This is a genomic window from Phyllobacterium sp. TAF24 (assembly GCF_052113785.1).
Classification (GTDB): Bacteria; Pseudomonadota; Alphaproteobacteria; order Rhizobiales; family Rhizobiaceae; genus Phyllobacterium.
Genome location: NZ_JBFRDN010000044.1, coordinates 13,080 through 30,949, shown reverse-complemented (window position 1 = coordinate 30,949; position 17,870 = coordinate 13,080). Strand labels below are relative to the sequence as shown.

Below are 17,870 nucleotides of genomic sequence, written 5' to 3'. Positions count from 1 at the left end.
CGAAGGTGGCCGTCATACGCCATTCTTCTCCAACTACCGTCCGCAGTTCTACTTCCGCACGACCGACGTGACGGGTGTCGTAACACTGCCGGAAGGCACGGAAATGGTTATGCCCGGCGACAACATCTCTGTTGATGTGACGCTGATCGTGCCGATCGCAATGGAAGAGAAGCTCCGCTTCGCTATCCGTGAAGGTGGCCGCACGGTTGGCGCAGGGATTGTTGCTTCGATCATTGAATAATTGTCGTAAGACAGTTTGCATAAAAAAGGCGGCCAACTGGCCGCCTTTTTCTTTGTCCGTAGGAAAGCCTGATTGTCTCAAACAGCTTTCGGTTTGCCGTGGGCACGATGATAGGCCGTCACGATCTCAAGGAGGCGGTCAAAATCTATCGTTAGGACCCGGCCATCGATATAAAGACCTTTGGGCATGCGGAAGAGGGATGACCGGACAATCCTCGATTTGATACCCCGGCCCAACTGATCCACCTGATGGGGATCAATGCCAAGCACGATTGTCTGTTCGCGATTGTCATTCCAGGATGCCACATCGTTGATGTTTTTCCAGGGAATGAGTTCATTCGCCAGACGTTTGTCACACAGACCTTCCGGTGAAATGGTGATAGCATCACGGGTTTTCAAAAGACGCCAGATCAGCCGGAAGGTGAGCAGCGGGAAAACCACTGAACCGACGCAGGCTATATACTCAATCAGGCTCTCAGGCTCGCTATCGAGCAATTCATAGATGACCAAGCCGATGGAATAGAATGACAGCATAGCGGACATGGCAATATATTGCAGTGGCCTCGAGAACGAGGACTTAATTTTGATGGTTTGACGCGCATCCATTTTGGGCTCTTTTCGTCCATCCACGCGATGGTCCGTTAATGACGGCGGCGGGAAGGAATTAATTAAATTCACGGAAATGTGATGACTTATATTCATGACGCGAGCATGACGCAAATGTGATGTGCTTCATCAACTTTGATTTCAGCCCTTCCAAAGGGAACAGTGAGTTTTCGCCCGCCCTTCGTTCATATGATTACCCTTCGTTCATGTGATTATCCTGCGGCGATAGGGCTGCTGCTTTCTATTTACCCTCTGAAACCCTTCGTCTATCCTTATTCTGCAATGGATCGCGCAGCGGTCTGGCAACGGCCAATTGGTTTCAATCAGGATTGATATGCGTTTTCATTGTTTGGCCGTATGGGGCGCCTTTTCAAGCAAGCTCATTTGCGCGCTTGCCACAATTCTTCTTTCCTTATCGCTGGCCGTACCTGTTCTGGCGGCAAAGAAAACTGCAAAAGCGCCTGATGTACAATCCATGCGGTTTGCCATCGTGCGCACCGCGGTTCCGACCTGTGAACCGGGATGTCCCGAGTGGATTTCGGCATCTGGTACGATTTTGGGAGATACGCCCGCGAAGCTGCGCAAGATTTTGAAGGTTATGGGCAAGCGTCATCTGCCGATCATCATGGAATCAAATGGTGGCAATGTGGATGCGGCGATGGAGATGGGGCGGATGATCCGCAAACGCGGCCTTGATGTTGCCGTTGGTAATACGCGCTTTGATGGATGCAGCCCGGATCAGAAGTGCAAGCCGGATCGTTATGCCGACGGAGCCTATGCCGGTTTTCCCTATCCTGCCGGAACCTATTGTCTCTCGGCCTGTCCCTATATTCTGGCCGCAGGCGAAAAGCGTTTTGTTGGCCCCTGGGCACTGGTTGGTGTGCATCAGATCACACAGGTCTATACGCAGACGCGCATTACTTATGAGACGCGCTACCGCATGGTGAACGGCAAGAAAAAGATTCTGGACACACGGATAGTTGGCCGCAAGCCTGCCGGTTCCTACGAGCGCACCGACCTCAGCAAGGGTTATCGCAAGAAACTGCTGACCTATTTCATGGAGATGGGGGTTGATCCGGCTATTGTCGACCGGATGTTGGCAATACCGGCCAAGGATATCTCCGTTCTGACGCAGGACGAACTGGTGCAATACAAGCTCGTAACCGGGGCAGGGGATGTCGGTGATCTGACGTCCGCGCGCCTATGCGAACAGGAATCCAAGCCCGCCAACTGCGTCGAGCTTAAACCGGTTGACCAAAAAGTTTCGTCTGCAGCCGCCTCCAGAATAGATTGATGCTCCATTGAAGGCATTCCTATTCCCTATATAAATACTCTAGGGAATCTGCGTGGGGAAAATATGGGGAAGTTCGCGTCAACTGTCAGCCGCATGAGGCAAATATGTGCGCCGTTCAACGGCGCGTTATTCTTTATGGTCACGGCAGCTTTGGTGTTCATTGCTTTGACAGGAACTGTCGACGCACAGCAGAATGCCAATCAATCATGTGACCTGGCTTGCCCCGCGTGGACGTCGGCTGGCGCGTCAGTTTGCATTCCAAAATATAGATGCGTTGGTGTGCCAGCATATGAAAAGGTCATGTTGCCTGCGGTACCGGCGTCTCCACAACCTGACCTAATCCAGCCCGACACGCCTCGAACATCCTGGACGATTGTGGACGAGCCGATGTCATTCAACATTGTTCGCGCGGATGTTCAGGTATGCCGGCCAAATTGCCCGGAATGGATATCCGCGTCGGGTACGATAAAGCCAAACACACCGTCAAAACTCCGTAAAATCCTAAAACAAATGGGGAAAAGGCGTCTCCCCATTATCCTCGATTCGCGCGGTGGCGCTGTAAACGCAGCTATCGAGATGGGAAGAATCATTCGAAAGCGCGGTCTTGATGTCGCTATCGGTAAGACCATGTATTTTGGCTGCAACCCCAGCGAAAAGGGATGTAAACCTGATTTTGCTGATGGTGCCTATGCAGGGTATGCCTATCCGGAGGGAAGTATCTGTATGTCTGCATGCCCGTTCTTTGCTGCCGGTGGCGTAAAGAGGCTTGTAGGCTTCCAAGCTCAGGTGGGCATACATCAGATTACGACGACGGTTACCAACCAAAGGATCATGTATGAAACCCGATACCGGATCGTTCGTGGCAAAAAGAAAATCATTGACCGCAAGATCCTAAGCCGGGAAGCGACGGGAACTTATGAAACCACCGAGCTTCGCAAAGGTTATCGTAAGACGTTGAATGCCTACTTCTCCGAGATGGGGGTTGATTCAGCTATTGTTGACCGGATGCTTGCCGTTTCAGCCAGCGATATCTACGTCTTGCGGTCGGACGATCTGTTAAAATACAGGTTTACGACACAGGATGGTGATTCTCGAGTATTTACTCCCGGCAATATATGCGCCGGTGACACGAAGCCAGCCAACTGCGTACAGTTGGCGTATGCTGCTATTCAGAAGACAAAAGATGCCGTGCCCGACAAACTGCAGGAAGTTCCCTATCCATCAATGAATTTTGAAATCGTTCGAAGTGGCAATTCACTTTGTGAGCCGGTTTGTCCGCAGTGGATTGTCGCATCGGGATACATAACGTCCGATTCCCCGTCGCAGTTGCGCAAGGTTTTTGATCGCATCGATGGCAGACGATTTCCCATTGTGCTCGACTCTTCCGGGGGTGATGTGAAAGCGGCAATGGAACTCGGCATTATGATTCGGCAACGATCCCTGGATGTTGTGATTGGAAGTACTCGTATTGATCGCTGTCTACCTGACCCAAAAGAATGCCAGGAAGGTGCGCCTGAGAATCGGCTCGCGATCCATGCTGGTTACGCGACTTCTTTCGGCGCTTGTGATGCGGCCTGCGTTTATATGATGGCTGGGGGCGTTAAGCGACTTATGGGTTATTCGGGGCGCATTGGCGTGCATGAGGCCGGAGTTACGGTGCCTCCCATGCGCGCGGAATATAAGAAGCAGAAGGCATCTGTTGATCAGCAGCCTAGGAAGCTTGAGCCATGGTTCTATAATACTTATGCCGAATATTTGAAAGATATGGGTATAAAACCTGTTTTGCTCGACTGGGGACAGGCAGTTCCAGCGCAAGAATTGTCAATCCTGACAACCGAGCAGGCAGCGGATGTGAGATTGATAACGGCCCAGGGCAGTGTCGACGATCTAACGGCCATAAAAATCTGCAGGACAGAACCTCGGGCTGCTAATTGCGTTGAACGGGTGGCTGGTGATGCGATTTCTACCAGTAGTTCGGAAGCTGTTAAATAATCCACCGATGATTGATGGAGTTAAATTGCCGTAAAGCAGCGCGCTGCAGGAATAGGGGCTTGAAAAGCGCTGCGCTTTGTGGAATGTACGCCCCGGACTGTAGGGGAGTAGCTCAGTTGGTAGAGCGGCGGTCTCCAAAACCGTAGGTCGCAGGTTCGAATCCTGTCTCCCCTGCCAATACATAGTCTGCCCGCACACGATTGGATGGTGTGCTGACAGATGTTTGGAAAGAAACGAACCCGGGGACTTGTGTTTTACCGGAATCGGTTCTATGTAACATCAACAGACACGCGGTGCGTGGAGCTGAACGATCAGCTTTACGGGCCGTAATGGTGTGAACAAAGCGTGTTGCAGATATTGTAACGCATTGAGTTTACAGCAAAATGACACGCACGAGCGGTAAATGGCATCCAAAACGAATCCGATATCTTTTTTTCAGCAAGTGCGCGCGGAAACGGCAAAGGTCACCTGGCCTTCACGCCGCGAGACGCTTATCTCCACCGCTATGGTGATGGTAATGGCGTTTTTTGCTGCGATTTTCTTCTTCGCAGCTGATCAGTTGATGGCCTTCGGGATTGATCTCGTTCTCGGTCTTGGTCGTTAACGCAGGCTGACAAGGAAATTTGAATGACCGCGCGCTGGTATATTGTTCACGCCTATTCGAACTTTGAGAAGAAGGTCGCCGAGTCGATCGAAGAAAAGGCAAGGCAGAAGGGTCTGTCGCATCTTTTCGAGCGAATCCTCGTGCCGACTGAAAAAGTGGTTGAAGTGCGCCGTGGCCGCAAGGTTGATGCTGAGCGCAAGTTCTTCCCGGGATATGTCCTGGTTCGCGCTGACCTGACGGATGATGCATATCATCTGATCAAGAACACGCCAAAGGTTACGGGCTTTCTCGGTTCGGACAACAAGCCGGTCGCGATTTCCGATAAGGAAGCCGAGCGGATCCTGATGCAGGTTCAGGAGGGTGTTGAGCGTCCGAAGGCTTCGATCTCGTTCGAGATTGGCGAAAGTGTTCGCGTTGCCGACGGTCCGTTTGCTTCGTTCAACGGTGTTGTCCAGGAAGTCGACGAAGAGCGTTCGCGCCTCAAGGTGGAAGTTTCGATTTTCGGCCGTGCTACGCCGGTTGATCTGGAATTTGGTCAGGTCGAAAAGATCTGATCACTTGGCCGCCCATCGGGCGGCCGGTCGCGTAAGCGGCTGATGGTGGGAGGTGAGGCGGCCTTTAGCCGGGTCTTCAATCCGTACCACCAAACTGCAACCGCCGGTTTTCCGGCATAATGATAAGGCAGAGAAGTTATGGCTAAGAAAATTGCAGGCCAGCTCAAGCTGCAGGTCTCGGCAGGATCGGCAACGCCGTCCCCGCCCATCGGACCGGCACTTGGTCAGCGTGGCATCAACATCATGGAATTCTGCAAGGCCTTTAATGCGGCTACGCAGGAACTGGAAAAGGGTTCGCCCATTCCGGTCGTGATCACATACTATCAGGACAAGTCCTTCACTTTTGTGATGAAGACACCGCCGGTGTCTTATTTCCTCAAGAAGGCTGCAAACCTGAAGTCCGGTTCGAAAGAGCCAGGCAAGGTAGTTGCTGGCAAGATCTCGCGCGACAAGGTCCGTGAAATCGCTCAAGCAAAGATGAAAGATCTGAATGCGGCTGACGTTGAGTCCGCTATGCGCATGATCGAAGGTTCTGCCCGTTCTATGGGCCTGGAAGTGGTGGGCTGAAACGATGGCAAAAGTATCAAAGCGTGTAGCCAAGGTTCGTGAAGGCGTTGACCGTGACCGGCTCTATGATCTGACTGCGGCTGTTGCCATGGTCAAGGAACGTGCCGTTGCCAAGTTTGACGAGACAATCGAAGTTTCGATGAACCTCGGCGTTGATCCCCGCCATGCGGACCAGATGGTTCGCGGCGTTGTCAACCTGCCAAACGGCACAGGCCGTACGGTTCGCGTTGCTGTATTTGCTCGTGGCGACAAGGCTGAAGAAGCCAAGAAGGCCGGTGCGGATATCGTTGGTGCGGAAGATCTGTTCGAGATCGTCAATGGCGGCAAGATCGATTTCGATCGCTGCATTGCGACCCCTGACATGATGCCGCTTGTTGGTCGTCTCGGTAAGGTACTCGGCCCGCGCGGCATGATGCCAAACCCGAAGGTCGGCACTGTAACGACTGACGTTACAGCAGCGGTCAAGGCTTCCAAGGGCGGTGCTGTTGAGTTCCGCGTCGAGAAGGCCGGTATTGTTCACGCTGGCGTTGGCAAGGCATCGTTTGATGTCAAGGCGCTGGAAGAGAACATCAAGGCATTCACCGATGCCGTCACCAAGGCAAAGCCAGCTGGCGCCAAGGGTGAATATGTCAAGCGCGTCGCGATTTCTTCGACGATGGGCGTTGGCATCAAGGTTGATCCATCGACTGTACGCCCTGCGTAACATCGATGTGAAGTCCCGGGCCTAACGGTCCGGGTGTTAAAGAATTCCAGGCCTTTCGGGGCCTGGATAACCGGATGAAAGTCCGGTTATCCTGTCCGAGATTGCAGGTGGCTCGCCTTAATTGTCATGAGCCTGCATGAGACGTGGAACAGCTTTGTTAGGATGGAAAGATCCATCGAGACAAGGTTCGAACCGTAGTTGCCTTTCGCTTGCAGCCGGATTTCCGGCGAAGCAGGGGGGACAGGATCCTCAACGTTGTTTGGTTTCAGTTTTCGGATTGAAGCTTTGCAACAAAGGCAACCCGGCAGGGGCGCATCGTGCGTTTCTGTCAAATGGAGAGAGACAGTGGAAAAAGCGGAAAAGCGCGAATTCGTCGCGTGGCTGAATGGGGTCTTTACTGACTCTGGTTCAGTTGTCGTGGCCCACTATACCGGTCTCACCGTTGCGCAGCTGAGCGATCTTCGCTCCAAGATGCGTGATGCTGGTGGCACCGTTAAAGTCGCGAAGAACCGCCTTGCCAAGATCGCTCTTCAGGGCACGGAATCGGAAGGCATCTCTGACCTGTTCACAGGCCAGACACTTGTTGCCTATTCGAATGATCCGATTACGGCACCAAAGATCGCCGTTGAATTTGCCAAGGGTAACGACAAGCTCGTCATCCTCGGTGGTTCGATGGGAGCAACAACTCTCAATGCAGATGGCGTAAAGGCTCTTGCCGTACTCCCATCGCTCGACGAGTTGCGCGCAAAGCTGCTGGGCATGATCCAGACACCAGCAACGCGCATCGCTCAGATCGTAAACGCACCGGCAGGTCAGCTTGCCCGCGTTTTTGGCGCCTATGCCCGGAAGGACGAAGCGGCATAAGGCCGTTCTCGCTGTCAATATATCGAACCTTGTAAAGGAAAACCAAAATGACTGATCTCGCAAAGATCGTAGACGACCTGTCCAACCTGACAGTTCTGGAAGCAGCTGAACTTTCGAAGCTTCTGGAAGAGAAGTGGGGCGTTTCTGCTGCTGCTCCTGTTGCTGCTGCTGCTGCCGCTGGCGGCGGTGCAGCTGCTGCTGTAGTTGAAGAAAAGACCGAATTCGACGTTATCCTGACCGAAGCCGGTGCTAACAAGATCAACGTGATCAAGGAAGTGCGCGCTATCACCGGTCTCGGCCTCAAGGAAGCCAAGGACCTCGTTGAAGCTGCTCCTAAGGCAGTCAAGGAAGCCGCTACCAAGGACGAAGCTGACAAGATCAAGGCACAGCTCGAAGCTGCTGGCGCCAAGGTTGAACTCAAGTAAGTCTGACATTTTTGGCGGGCAGGGCGATGAGCCCTGTCCGCTGATCTGCCCTTCGGGGCAACCCGGTACTGAACCCTTTTCCTGACGGCAATTCCGATGCTTTCAGGAAACGGGTTTTGTCCCGTTCACGGGGCCGCAAAAGCGGTTTTAAGAAACATGCCAGTTTCCGCTGGCGCAAAGACGAGGAGCGACGATGGCTCAGACCCATACTTTTAACGGTCGTAGGCGCGTACGCAAGTTTTTCGGTAAGATACCTGAAGTCGCAGAGATGCCGAACCTCATTGAGGTTCAGAAGGCTTCCTACGATCAGTTCCTTATGGTTGAGGAGCCGAAAGGCGGGCGTCTTGATGAAGGTCTGCAGGCTGTATTCAAGTCTGTGTTCCCGATCCAGGATTTCTCCGGCGCTTCCATGCTTGAATTCGTCAAGTATGAATTTGAAGCTCCAAAATTCGACGTTGACGAATGCCGTCAGCGCGATCTGACCTATGCTGCGCCGCTGAAAGTCACACTGCGTCTGATCGTGTTCGATATTGACGAGGATACGGGCGCGAAGTCGATCAAGGACATCAAGGAACAGGACGTTTACATGGGCGATATGCCGCTCATGACCGACAACGGCACGTTCATTGTCAATGGTACCGAGCGCGTTATCGTTTCGCAGATGCACCGTTCGCCTGGTGTTTTCTTCGATCACGACAAGGGCAAGACCCATTCCTCGGGCAAGCTCCTGTTCGCTGCACGCGTCATTCCTTACCGTGGTTCATGGCTTGACATCGAATTCGATGCCAAGGACGTGGTCTATGCGCGTATCGATCGCCGCCGCAAGATTCCTGCGACATCGCTTCTGATGGCGCTGGGCATGGACAGCGAAGAAATCCTGTCGACTTTCTACAATTCGCTGATGTTCAGCCGTGATGGCGACACATGGCGGATTCCTTTCGCCGTGGATCGTTTCCGCGGTTTCAAGGCAACAACCGACGTTATCGATGCCGATACCGGTGAAGTCATTCTCGAATCCGGCAAGAAGCTGACAGCACGCGCTGCCAAGCAGCTTGCTGAAAAGGGTCTGAAGTTCATCAAGGCAACGGAAGACGATCTGTTCGGCATGTATCTTGCTGAAGACATCGTCAATCTTGAAACCGGTGAAGTCTATCTTGAAGCCGGCGACGAACTTGATGAAAAGACGCTGAAGGTTCTGCTCGACACGGGCGTTGCCGAGATCAACGTTCTCGATATCGATCATGTCAATATCGGACCGTATATCCGCAACACGCTTGCTGTTGACAAGAACGAGAGCCGTCAGGACGCATTGTTCGACATTTACCGTGTTATGCGTCCCGGTGAGCCGCCGACAATTGACTCGGCTGAAGCCATGTTCAAGTCGCTGTTCTTTGACTCAGAGCGTTATGATCTCTCGGCTGTTGGCCGTGTGAAGATGAACATGCGTCTGGACCTGAATGCGGAAGATACTGTTCGCATTCTGCGCAAGGAAGACATCCTTGCCGTGGTCAAGATGCTGGTTGATCTGCGCGATGGTCGCGGTGAAATCGACGACATTGACAATCTCGGCAACCGCCGTGTGCGTTCGGTCGGCGAATTGATGGAAAACCAGTACCGTGTTGGTCTGCTCCGCATGGAGCGCGCCATCAAGGAACGTATGTCGTCCATCGAAATCGACACCGTTATGCCGCAGGACCTGATCAATGCGAAGCCGGCAGCTGCCGCCGTTCGCGAGTTCTTCGGTTCCTCGCAGCTGTCGCAGTTCATGGATCAGACCAACCCGCTTTCGGAAATCACCCACAAGCGCCGTCTTTCGGCACTTGGACCCGGTGGTCTGACCCGTGAGCGTGCTGGCTTTGAAGTGCGCGACGTGCATCCGACCCACTATGGCCGTATCTGCCCGATTGAAACGCCTGAAGGCCCGAATATCGGTCTGATCAACTCGCTCGCAACCTTTGCCCGGGTCAACAAGTATGGCTTCATCGAAAGCCCGTATCGCCGGATCGTTGATGGCAAGGTAACAGATGACGTTGTCTATCTGTCGGCTATGGAAGAAGCCAAGTATCACGTGGCGCAGGCCAATGTGGAAATGGATGCTTCCGGCGCCTTCACGGACGAATTCGTTGTTTGCCGCCATGCGGGTGAAGTTCTGATGGCTCCGCGTGAAAACGTGGATCTGATGGACGTTTCGCCGAAGCAGCTCGTATCGGTTGCCGCAGCGCTTATTCCGTTCCTGGAAAACGACGACGCCAACCGCGCTCTGATGGGCTCGAACATGCAGCGTCAGGCCGTTCCACTGGTTCGTGCTGAAGCGCCGTTCGTCGGTACAGGCATGGAGCCGATCGTTGCCCGTGACTCCGGTGCGGCTATCGGTGCACGCCGTACAGGTATCGTCGATCAGGTTGACGCGACGCGTATCGTTATCCGTGCAACGGAAGACCTCGTACCCGGCAAGTCAGGCGTTGATATCTATCGCCTGATGAAGTTCCAGCGTTCGAACCAGAACACCTGCATCAATCAGCGTCCGCTGGTTCGTGTTGGCGACCGGATCGAAAAGGGCGACATCATTGCCGACGGTCCTTCGACGGATCTGGGTGATCTGGCGCTCGGCCGCAACGTGCTCGTCGCGTTCATGCCTTGGAATGGCTACAACTACGAAGACTCCATCCTGCTTTCTGAAAAGATCGTTTCGGATGACGTCTTCACCTCGATCCATATCGAGGAGTTCGAAGTCATGGCTCGCGATACGAAGCTTGGACCGGAAGAAATCACGCGCGACATTCCGAACGTTTCGGAAGAAGCACTGAAGAATCTGGACGAAGCCGGTATCGTGTACATCGGTGCGGAAGTTCAGCCGGGCGATATTCTCGTCGGCAAGATCACACCGAAGGGCGAAAGCCCGATGACGCCGGAAGAGAAGCTTCTGCGCGCCATCTTCGGTGAAAAGGCTTCCGATGTCCGTGACACCTCGATGCGCATGCCGCCCGGGACTTACGGTACGGTTGTGGAAGTTCGCGTTTTCAATCGCCACGGCGTTGAAAAGGACGAACGTGCCATGGCTATCGAACGCGAGGAAATCGAGCGTTTGGCCAAGGATCGCGACGACGAACAGGCTATTCTTGACCGCAACGTCTATGGCCGTCTGGCTGACGTTCTCAATGGCAAGCCTGCTGTTGCCGGACCGAAGTCGTTCAAGAAGGGCGCAATTGTTACTTCGGAAGTCATGGGTGAACACCCACGCTCCCAGTGGTGGCAGTTTGCTGTCGAGGACGAAAAGCTTCAGGGCGAAATCGAAGCTCTGCGCAACCAGTACGACGACTCCAAGAAGCTGCTTGAACAGCGCTTCATGGACAAGGTCGAAAAGGTACAGCGCGGCGACGAGATGCCTCCTGGTGTCATGAAGATGGTCAAGGTCTTTGTTGCTGTGAAGCGCAAGATCCAGCCAGGCGACAAGATGGCCGGCCGTCACGGCAACAAGGGTGTTGTCTCGCGTATTGCCGCCGTTGAAGATATGCCGTTCCTTGAAGACGGAACGCATGTTGACATCGTGCTCAATCCGCTTGGCGTGCCAAGCCGCATGAACGTTGGCCAGATTCTGGAAACGCATCTGGGCTGGGCCTGCGCCGGAATGGGCAAGAAGATCGGTGATCTGATCGAAGCCTACAAGGCACAGTATGCTGCAAGTGGTGAAGGCGATATCCAGCCGCTGCGGGCGACGATCGAGTCGATCATCCCCGACAACGACCGGAATGAGCCAGTGCGCAACTATGACGACGAGAGCATCGTTCGTCTTGGTGAGCAGATGAAGCGTGGCGTGTCGATTGCAACGCCGGTGTTTGACGGTGCGCATGAGCCAGACATCAATGTGATGCTGGAGCAGGCGGGTCTGAAGGCCTCCGGTCAGTCGACGCTCTATGACGGACGTACGGGTGAAACTTTCGATCGTCAGGTTACTGTCGGCTACATCTACATGCTGAAGCTGCACCACCTGGTTGACGACAAGATCCACGCCCGTTCGATCGGACCATACTCGCTCGTTACGCAGCAGCCACTGGGTGGTAAAGCCCAGTTCGGCGGTCAGCGCTTCGGTGAAATGGAGGTCTGGGCACTGGAAGCATACGGTGCGGCTTACACGCTGCAGGAAATGCTCACGGTCAAGTCCGATGACGTTGCCGGTCGTACCAAGGTCTATGAAGCGATCGTCCGTGGTGACGATACTTTCGAGGCCGGTATTCCCGAGAGCTTCAACGTTCTCGTCAAGGAAATGCGTTCGCTCGGTCTCAATGTCGAGCTGGACGATACACGCCAGCAAGACCAGCAGCAGGCCTTGCCTGACGCGGCAGAGTAAAAAAGGTTGGGGTGCGCGGTTCGCCGCGCACCCGACCAGTTTGTTTCGAGCCGCTGAGGAAGCGGCATTTGATCTAGATGGACCCGCGACGGCGGACCATTCCATCGCAAGGAGAGGGCATATTTTGCCCCATGGAGAAACGGCATGAACCAAGAGGTCATGAATCTCTTCAATCCTCAGGTACCTGTGCAGGCATTCGATTCCATCCGGATTTCGATCGCCAGCCCTGAGAAGATTCTGTCCTGGTCATACGGTGAGATCAAGAAGCCGGAGACGATCAACTACCGCACATTCAAGCCTGAGCGGGATGGTCTCTTCTGTGCTCGGATCTTCGGGCCGATCAAGGACTATGAATGCTTGTGCGGCAAGTACAAGCGTATGAAATACAAGGGCATCATCTGCGAAAAGTGCGGTGTGGAAGTCACGCTGTCACGCGTTCGCCGTGAGCGCATGGGCCATATCGAACTCGCAGCTCCGGTTGCGCATATCTGGTTCCTGAAGTCCCTGCCAAGCCGTATCGGCACTTTGCTCGACATGACCCTCAAGGGTATCGAGCGCGTTCTCTATTTCGAGAACTACATTGTGACCGAGCCCGGCCTGACTGCCCTGAAAGAACATCAGCTTCTTTCCGAAGAAGAATACATGATCGCTGTCGATGAGTATGGTGAAGATTCCTTCACTGCGCTGATCGGTGCGGAAGCTATTCATGAGCTTCTGGCTTCCATGGATCTGGAGAAGATTGCCGGCGATCTGCGTGCAGAACTTGCCGAGACAACGTCTGATCTGAAGCAGAAGAAGCTGATGAAGCGTCTGAAGATCGTCGAAAACTTTCTGGAATCGGGTAACCGTCCGGAATGGATGATCATGAAGATCGTTCCGGTCATTCCGCCGGATCTGCGTCCGCTTGTTCCGCTGGATGGCGGCCGCTTTGCGACCTCCGATCTGAACGATCTCTATCGTCGTGTGATCAACCGTAACAACCGTCTGAAGCGCCTGATCGAACTGCGTGCACCCGGCATCATCATCCGCAACGAGAAGCGCATGCTTCAGGAATCGGTTGATGCTCTGTTTGACAACGGCCGTCGTGGCCGCGTCATCACTGGTGCCAACAAGCGTCCGCTGAAGTCGCTGTCCGATATGCTCAAGGGCAAGCAGGGCCGCTTCCGTCAGAACCTGCTCGGCAAGCGCGTCGATTACTCAGGCCGTTCGGTTATCGTGACCGGTCCGGAGCTGAAGTTGCACCAGTGCGGTCTGCCGAAGAAGATGGCGCTCGAACTGTTCAAGCCATTCATCTACGCCCGTCTCGACGCCAAGGGTTATTCCTCGACCGTCAAGCAGGCGAAGAAGCTGGTTGAAAAGGAAAAGCCAGAAGTCTGGGATATCCTTGACGAAGTCATCCGCGAGCACCCGGTTCTTCTGAACCGTGCGCCGACGCTGCACCGTCTTGGCATTCAGGCATTCGAACCCATCCTGATTGAAGGCAAGGCAATCCAGCTGCATCCGCTCGTCTGYACCGCKTTCAACGCGGACTTCGACGGTGACCAGATGGCYGTYCACGTKCCGCTTTCKCTGGAAGCSCAGCTKGAAGCSCGYGYKCTGATGATGTCSACSAACAACATCCTGCACCCTGCAAACGGTCTGCCGGTTATCGTTCCGTCGCAGGATATGGTTCTCGGCCTGTACTATCTGTCGATCGTTGCGGCCAAAGAGCCGGGCGAAGGCATGGCCTTTGCCGATATCGGTGAATTGCATCACGCCATTGGCAGCGGTGCAGTGACCCTGCATACAAAGATCAAGGGCCGCTTCAAGAGCATTGATGCGGATGGCAAGCCTACATCGAAGATTTTCGATACGACCCCTGGCCGTATGATCATCGGTGAACTGCTGCCGAAGCACCACAATGTGCCTTTCGACATCTGCAATCAGGAAATGACCAAGAAGAACATCTCCAAGATGATCGACACGGTTTATCGCCATTGCGGACAGAAAGAGACGGTCATTTTCTGCGATCGTATCATGCAGCTGGGCTTCTCCCATGCCTGCCGTGCCGGTATTTCCTTCGGCAAGGACGACATGGTCATTCCGGACACCAAGGCGAAGCTGGTTGCTGAAACCGAAGCTTTGGCGACCGAATATGAGCAGCAGTACAATGACGGCCTGATCACTCAGGGCGAGAAGTACAACAAGGTTGTTGACGCTTGGGGCAAGTGCACCGAGAAGGTCGCTGACGAAATGATGGCCCGCATTAAGGCTGTCGAGTTCGATCCTGTCACTGGTCGCCAGAAGCAGATGAACTCGATCTATATGATGTCGCACTCGGGTGCTCGTGGTTCGCCGAACCAGATGCGCCAGCTGGGCGGTATGCGCGGACTGATGGCCAAGCCTTCGGGCGAAATCATCGAAACGCCAATCATTTCGAACTTCAAGGAAGGCCTGACCGTGAACGAGTACTTCAACTCGACCCACGGTGCCCGTAAGGGTCTTGCCGATACCGCCTTGAAGACGGCCAACTCCGGTTACCTGACACGTCGTCTGGTTGACGTCGCGCAGGATTGCATTGTCATCTCGGTGGATTGCGGCACGACAACGGGCCTCACCATGCAGCCGATCGTTGATGCCGGTCAGGTTGTTGCGACCATTGGCCAGCGTGTTCTCGGCCGTACGGCGCTTGAAGACATCCTGCATCCGGTTTCGGGTGACGTTCTGGTTACCGGCGGCAACATCATCGACGAGTTCGATATTGATGCCATCGAAAAGGCAGGCGTTCAGTCCATCCGCATCCGTTCGGCTCTCACCTGTGAGACCCGTGGCGGCATCTGCGCCAAGTGCTACGGCCGCGATCTGGCCCGTGGTACTCCGGTTAACCAGGGTGAAGCTGTCGGCGTTATCGCTGCTCAGTCGATCGGTGAGCCAGGCACACAGCTGACCATGCGTACGTTCCACCTTGGTGGTACGGCGCAGGTTGTGGATCAGTCGTTCCTCGAAGCCAGCTATGAAGGCACAGTGCAGATCCGTAACCGCAATGTGGTGCGTAACTCCGATGGCCATCTGGTCGTCATGGGTCGTAACATGGCTGTCGTCATTCTTGATGCGACAGGCAAGGAACGCGCAACACACCGCGTCACCTACGGTTCGCGCATCTATGTCGATGATGGCGATACGGTTAAGCGCGGCCAGCGTGTTGCCGAGTGGGATCCATACACCCGTCCTGTTATGACGGAAGTCGAAGGTCATGTTGAATTCGAAGACATGGTCGACGGTCTTTCCGTTTCGGAAACGACGGATGAATCCACTGGTATCACCAAGCGCGTGGTTATCGACTGGCGTTCGACCCCTCGCGGTTCGGATCTGAAGCCTTGCATCGTTGTCAAGGACAAGGCCGGCAAGGTTCTGAAACTGGCAAAGGGTGGCGATGCTCGCTTCCAGCTGTCGGTTGAATCGATCCTTTCGGTTGAGCCCGGTTCCCATGTGAAGGCGGGTGACGTTCTTGCCCGTATTCCGATGGAAAGCGCCAAGACCAAGGACATCACCGGTGGTCTACCGCGCGTTGCGGAACTGTTCGAAGCACGTCGTCCGAAGGACCATGCGATCATCGCCGAAATCGATGGTACGGTTCGTTTTGGCCGCGACTACAAGAACAAGCGCCGCATCGTCATCGAACCGAACGACGAGACGCTTGAGCCTGTCGAATATCTGATCCCCAAGGGTAAGCCTTTCCATCTTCAGGATGGCGATGCGATCGAAAAGGGCGATTACATCCTCGACGGCAATCCAGCGCCGCACGACATTCTGGCCATCAAGGGCGTGGAAGCACTTGCTTCGTACCTCGTCAATGAAATCCAGGAAGTCTATCGTCTGCAGGGCGTTCTGATCAACGACAAGCACATTGAAGTGATTGTCCGTCAGATGCTCCAGAAGGTCGAAATCACCGAATCCGGTGACACTGGCTTCATCGCCGGTGACCACGTCGACCGGATCGAGCTTGATGAGATCAACGAACGTCTTGAGGAAGATGGCAAGAAGTCGGGCTATGGTACTCCGGTTCTTCTGGGTATCACCAAGGCTTCGTTGCAGACACCGTCGTTCATCTCGGCTGCGTCCTTCCAGGAAACAACACGCGTCCTCACGGAAGCTGCTGTTGCCGGCAAGATGGATGCGTTGCAGGGCCTGAAGGAAAACGTGATTGTTGGTCGTCTGATCCCGGCTGGTACGGGTGGCACGGTCAAGCAGATCCGCCGCATTGCCGGTGCCCGCGACGAACTGATCATCGACGAGCGCCGCAAGGAAAGCGGAGCCGGTGCTGCAAAGGTCGACGCCATGTTGACCGACATGACAGGCACCCCGGCCGAATAAGCCGGTTGCTCACAGACATATTGAAAAAGCCGCCTTTCGGGGCGGCCTTTTTGTTTGCGCAGCAATGGGCTGTGGCTGATCACACCCCCATCACAAATATGCGAAGCGGCTGAAAGCTGGTTGAAAGCTTGGATATAGTACCAAGCAGTACCGATTGAGGAATCGGGAAGGCGCAAGCGCCTTTTCTGGAGGAGGGCCCGGAGGAGATAATCGGGCCAGGAGGAGATTCAATGACGTATTCTTTGGCCGTTTATCGCCGTTCGCTGAGCGCTGCCGTGTTTGCCGGTGTCATGGCGGCGAGTGTTGTTTTTGCTTCGTCGGCGCAGGCGGAAAAGCTCACCATTATCGTGGGCGGCATGGAGAAGCAGATTTATCTGCCTGCTGTGCTTACCGAACGACTTGGCTATTTCAAGGATGAAGGTCTCGATGTTGAGCTGATCAACAGCCGTGCCGGTGTTGATGCGGAGAACGAGCTTCTTGCCGGTAGTGCGCAGGGCGTCGTCGGCTTTTACGACCACACGATTGATCTCCAGTCCAAAGGCAAGTTTATTCAGTCCATTGTCCAGTTCAGTCAGGCACCGGGCGAGGTTGAACTCGTCTCGTCCAAATATGCCGATACGGTGAAATCGCCTGCTGATTTCAAGGGCCGTACACTTGGCGTGACCGGGCTTGGCTCTTCCACTGATTTCCTGACGCAGTATCTGGCCATTCGCAACGGCTTGAAGCAGGGCGATTATACGCTTTTGCCCGTTGGCGCAGGCAACACTTTTATTGCTGCCATCAAGCAGGATGCCATTCAGGCCGGAATGACGACCGAGCCGACCATTGCCGCGACGTTGAAGAGCGGTGATGCAAAAATTCTGGTTGATATGCGCACGCCGGAAAAGACTGCCGCCGCATTAGGTGGACCCTATCCAGCTGCCTCCTTCTACGTGCAGACAGCATGGCTTGAAACCCACAAGGAAGATGCGCAGAAGCTTGCCAATGCCATGGTAAAAACCATGCGTTTCATTGCCTCGCACAGCGCCGAGGAAATCGCCGATAAACTGCCGAAAGACTATTATGTCGGCGACAAGGACCTTTATGTGAAGGGACTTGCCGAGGGTAAGGCGCAGTATACGCCGGATGGTCGTATGCCGAAGGACGGTCCAACGACTGTGCTGCAGGTTCTCTCGTCCTTTTCTAAAACGGTAAAGGGAAAAGACATCGACCTGGCCAAGACCTATACGACTGATTTTGTCGACAAGGCCAACAGCACGCTCGACGCAGCCAAGTAATCCGCGACGAAGCGCTGCGCGGAACAGTTCCGGCAGCGCTTTC

12 protein-coding genes, 1 tRNA gene and 1 pseudogene are annotated in these 17,870 nt (G+C 54.4%); 13 read left to right on the top strand and 1 reads right to left on the bottom strand.

Annotated features, from left to right (window positions below):
- Positions 1 to 241: pseudogene (gene tuf, locus AB4Y96_RS24425) on the top strand (elongation factor Tu); the annotation flags it as partial.
- A gap of 77 nt (positions 242 to 318) precedes the next feature.
- On the opposite strand, the gene AB4Y96_RS24420 reads toward tuf, so the two are convergent.
- Positions 319 to 783 (bottom strand): STM3941 family protein, encoded by a 465-nt coding sequence (locus AB4Y96_RS24420; protein ID WP_139210521.1) that lies wholly within the window; start codon positions 781 to 783, stop codon positions 319 to 321.
- Positions 784 to 1,180: 397 nt separating this feature from the next.
- Here AB4Y96_RS24420 and AB4Y96_RS24415 point away from each other — a divergent pair, with 397 nt between their 5' ends.
- The 12 genes from AB4Y96_RS24415 to AB4Y96_RS24360 all read left to right on the top strand — a co-directional run bounded on the left by AB4Y96_RS24415 (position 1,181) and on the right by AB4Y96_RS24360 (position 17,827).
- Positions 1,181 to 2,140 (top strand): hypothetical protein, encoded by a 960-nt coding sequence (locus AB4Y96_RS24415; protein ID WP_441920491.1) that lies wholly within the window; start codon positions 1,181 to 1,183, stop codon positions 2,138 to 2,140.
- Positions 2,141 to 2,527: 387 nt separating this feature from the next.
- Positions 2,528 to 4,132, top strand: coding sequence for a hypothetical protein (locus AB4Y96_RS24410; protein WP_441920489.1), 1,605 nt, complete (start codon positions 2,528 to 2,530; stop codon positions 4,130 to 4,132).
- Positions 4,133 to 4,233: 101 nt separating this feature from the next.
- A tRNA-Trp gene (locus AB4Y96_RS24405) sits at positions 4,234 to 4,309 on the top strand.
- A 226-nt stretch (positions 4,310 to 4,535) separates the two neighbouring features.
- Positions 4,536 to 4,736 carry a preprotein translocase subunit SecE gene (secE, locus tag AB4Y96_RS24400; protein WP_091886799.1) on the top strand — a complete coding sequence of 67 codons (201 nt, stop codon included), beginning with the start codon at positions 4,536 to 4,538 and terminating at the stop codon, positions 4,734 to 4,736.
- Positions 4,737 to 4,759: 23 nt separating this feature from the next.
- Positions 4,760 to 5,290 (top strand): transcription termination/antitermination protein NusG, encoded by a 531-nt coding sequence (gene nusG / locus AB4Y96_RS24395; protein ID WP_091886797.1) that lies wholly within the window; start codon positions 4,760 to 4,762, stop codon positions 5,288 to 5,290.
- 138 nt (positions 5,291 to 5,428) lie between these two features.
- Positions 5,429 to 5,857, top strand: a complete 429-nt coding sequence (gene rplK / locus AB4Y96_RS24390; protein ID WP_091886794.1) for a 50S ribosomal protein L11 — start codon at positions 5,429 to 5,431, stop codon at positions 5,855 to 5,857.
- A gap of 4 nt (positions 5,858 to 5,861) precedes the next feature.
- Positions 5,862 to 6,560, top strand: a complete 699-nt coding sequence (gene rplA / locus AB4Y96_RS24385) for a 50S ribosomal protein L1 (protein WP_091886792.1) — start codon at positions 5,862 to 5,864, stop codon at positions 6,558 to 6,560.
- A 345-nt stretch (positions 6,561 to 6,905) separates the two neighbouring features.
- On the top strand, positions 6,906 to 7,424 hold the full coding sequence (gene rplJ / locus AB4Y96_RS24380) for a 50S ribosomal protein L10 (RefSeq protein ID WP_091886789.1): 519 nt from the start codon (positions 6,906 to 6,908) through the stop codon (positions 7,422 to 7,424).
- A 47-nt stretch (positions 7,425 to 7,471) separates the two neighbouring features.
- On the top strand, positions 7,472 to 7,849 hold the full coding sequence (rplL, locus tag AB4Y96_RS24375) for a 50S ribosomal protein L7/L12 (RefSeq protein WP_091886786.1): 378 nt from the start codon (positions 7,472 to 7,474) through the stop codon (positions 7,847 to 7,849).
- Between the two features lie 193 nt (positions 7,850 to 8,042).
- Positions 8,043 to 12,197 (top strand): DNA-directed RNA polymerase subunit beta, encoded by a 4,155-nt coding sequence (gene rpoB / locus AB4Y96_RS24370; protein ID WP_091886783.1) that lies wholly within the window; start codon positions 8,043 to 8,045, stop codon positions 12,195 to 12,197.
- 144 nt (positions 12,198 to 12,341) lie between these two features.
- Positions 12,342 to 16,550 (top strand): DNA-directed RNA polymerase subunit beta', encoded by a 4,209-nt coding sequence (gene rpoC, locus AB4Y96_RS24365; RefSeq protein WP_441920485.1) that lies wholly within the window; start codon positions 12,342 to 12,344, stop codon positions 16,548 to 16,550.
- Positions 16,551 to 16,780: 230 nt separating this feature from the next.
- On the top strand, positions 16,781 to 17,827 hold the full coding sequence (locus AB4Y96_RS24360) for an ABC transporter substrate-binding protein (RefSeq protein ID WP_441920483.1): 1,047 nt from the start codon (positions 16,781 to 16,783) through the stop codon (positions 17,825 to 17,827).
- Positions 17,828 to 17,870: the final 43 nt, after the last annotated feature.

Coding starts and splice junctions, on each gene's coding strand:
- AB4Y96_RS24420 (WP_139210521.1), bottom strand. CDS start 783: ATGTCCGCTATGCTGTCATTCTATTCCATCGGCTTGGTCATCTATGAA.
- AB4Y96_RS24415 (WP_441920491.1), top strand. CDS start 1,181: ATGCGTTTTCATTGTTTGGCCGTATGGGGCGCCTTTTCAAGCAAGCTC.
- AB4Y96_RS24410 (WP_441920489.1), top strand. CDS start 2,528: ATGTCATTCAACATTGTTCGCGCGGATGTTCAGGTATGCCGGCCAAAT.
- secE (WP_091886799.1), top strand. CDS start 4,536: ATGGCATCCAAAACGAATCCGATATCTTTTTTTCAGCAAGTGCGCGCG.
- nusG (WP_091886797.1), top strand. CDS start 4,760: ATGACCGCGCGCTGGTATATTGTTCACGCCTATTCGAACTTTGAGAAG.
- rplK (WP_091886794.1), top strand. CDS start 5,429: ATGGCTAAGAAAATTGCAGGCCAGCTCAAGCTGCAGGTCTCGGCAGGA.
- rplA (WP_091886792.1), top strand. CDS start 5,862: ATGGCAAAAGTATCAAAGCGTGTAGCCAAGGTTCGTGAAGGCGTTGAC.
- rplL (WP_091886786.1), top strand. CDS start 7,472: ATGACTGATCTCGCAAAGATCGTAGACGACCTGTCCAACCTGACAGTT.
- rpoB (WP_091886783.1), top strand. CDS start 8,043: ATGGCTCAGACCCATACTTTTAACGGTCGTAGGCGCGTACGCAAGTTT.
- AB4Y96_RS24360 (WP_441920483.1), top strand. CDS start 16,781: ATGACGTATTCTTTGGCCGTTTATCGCCGTTCGCTGAGCGCTGCCGTG.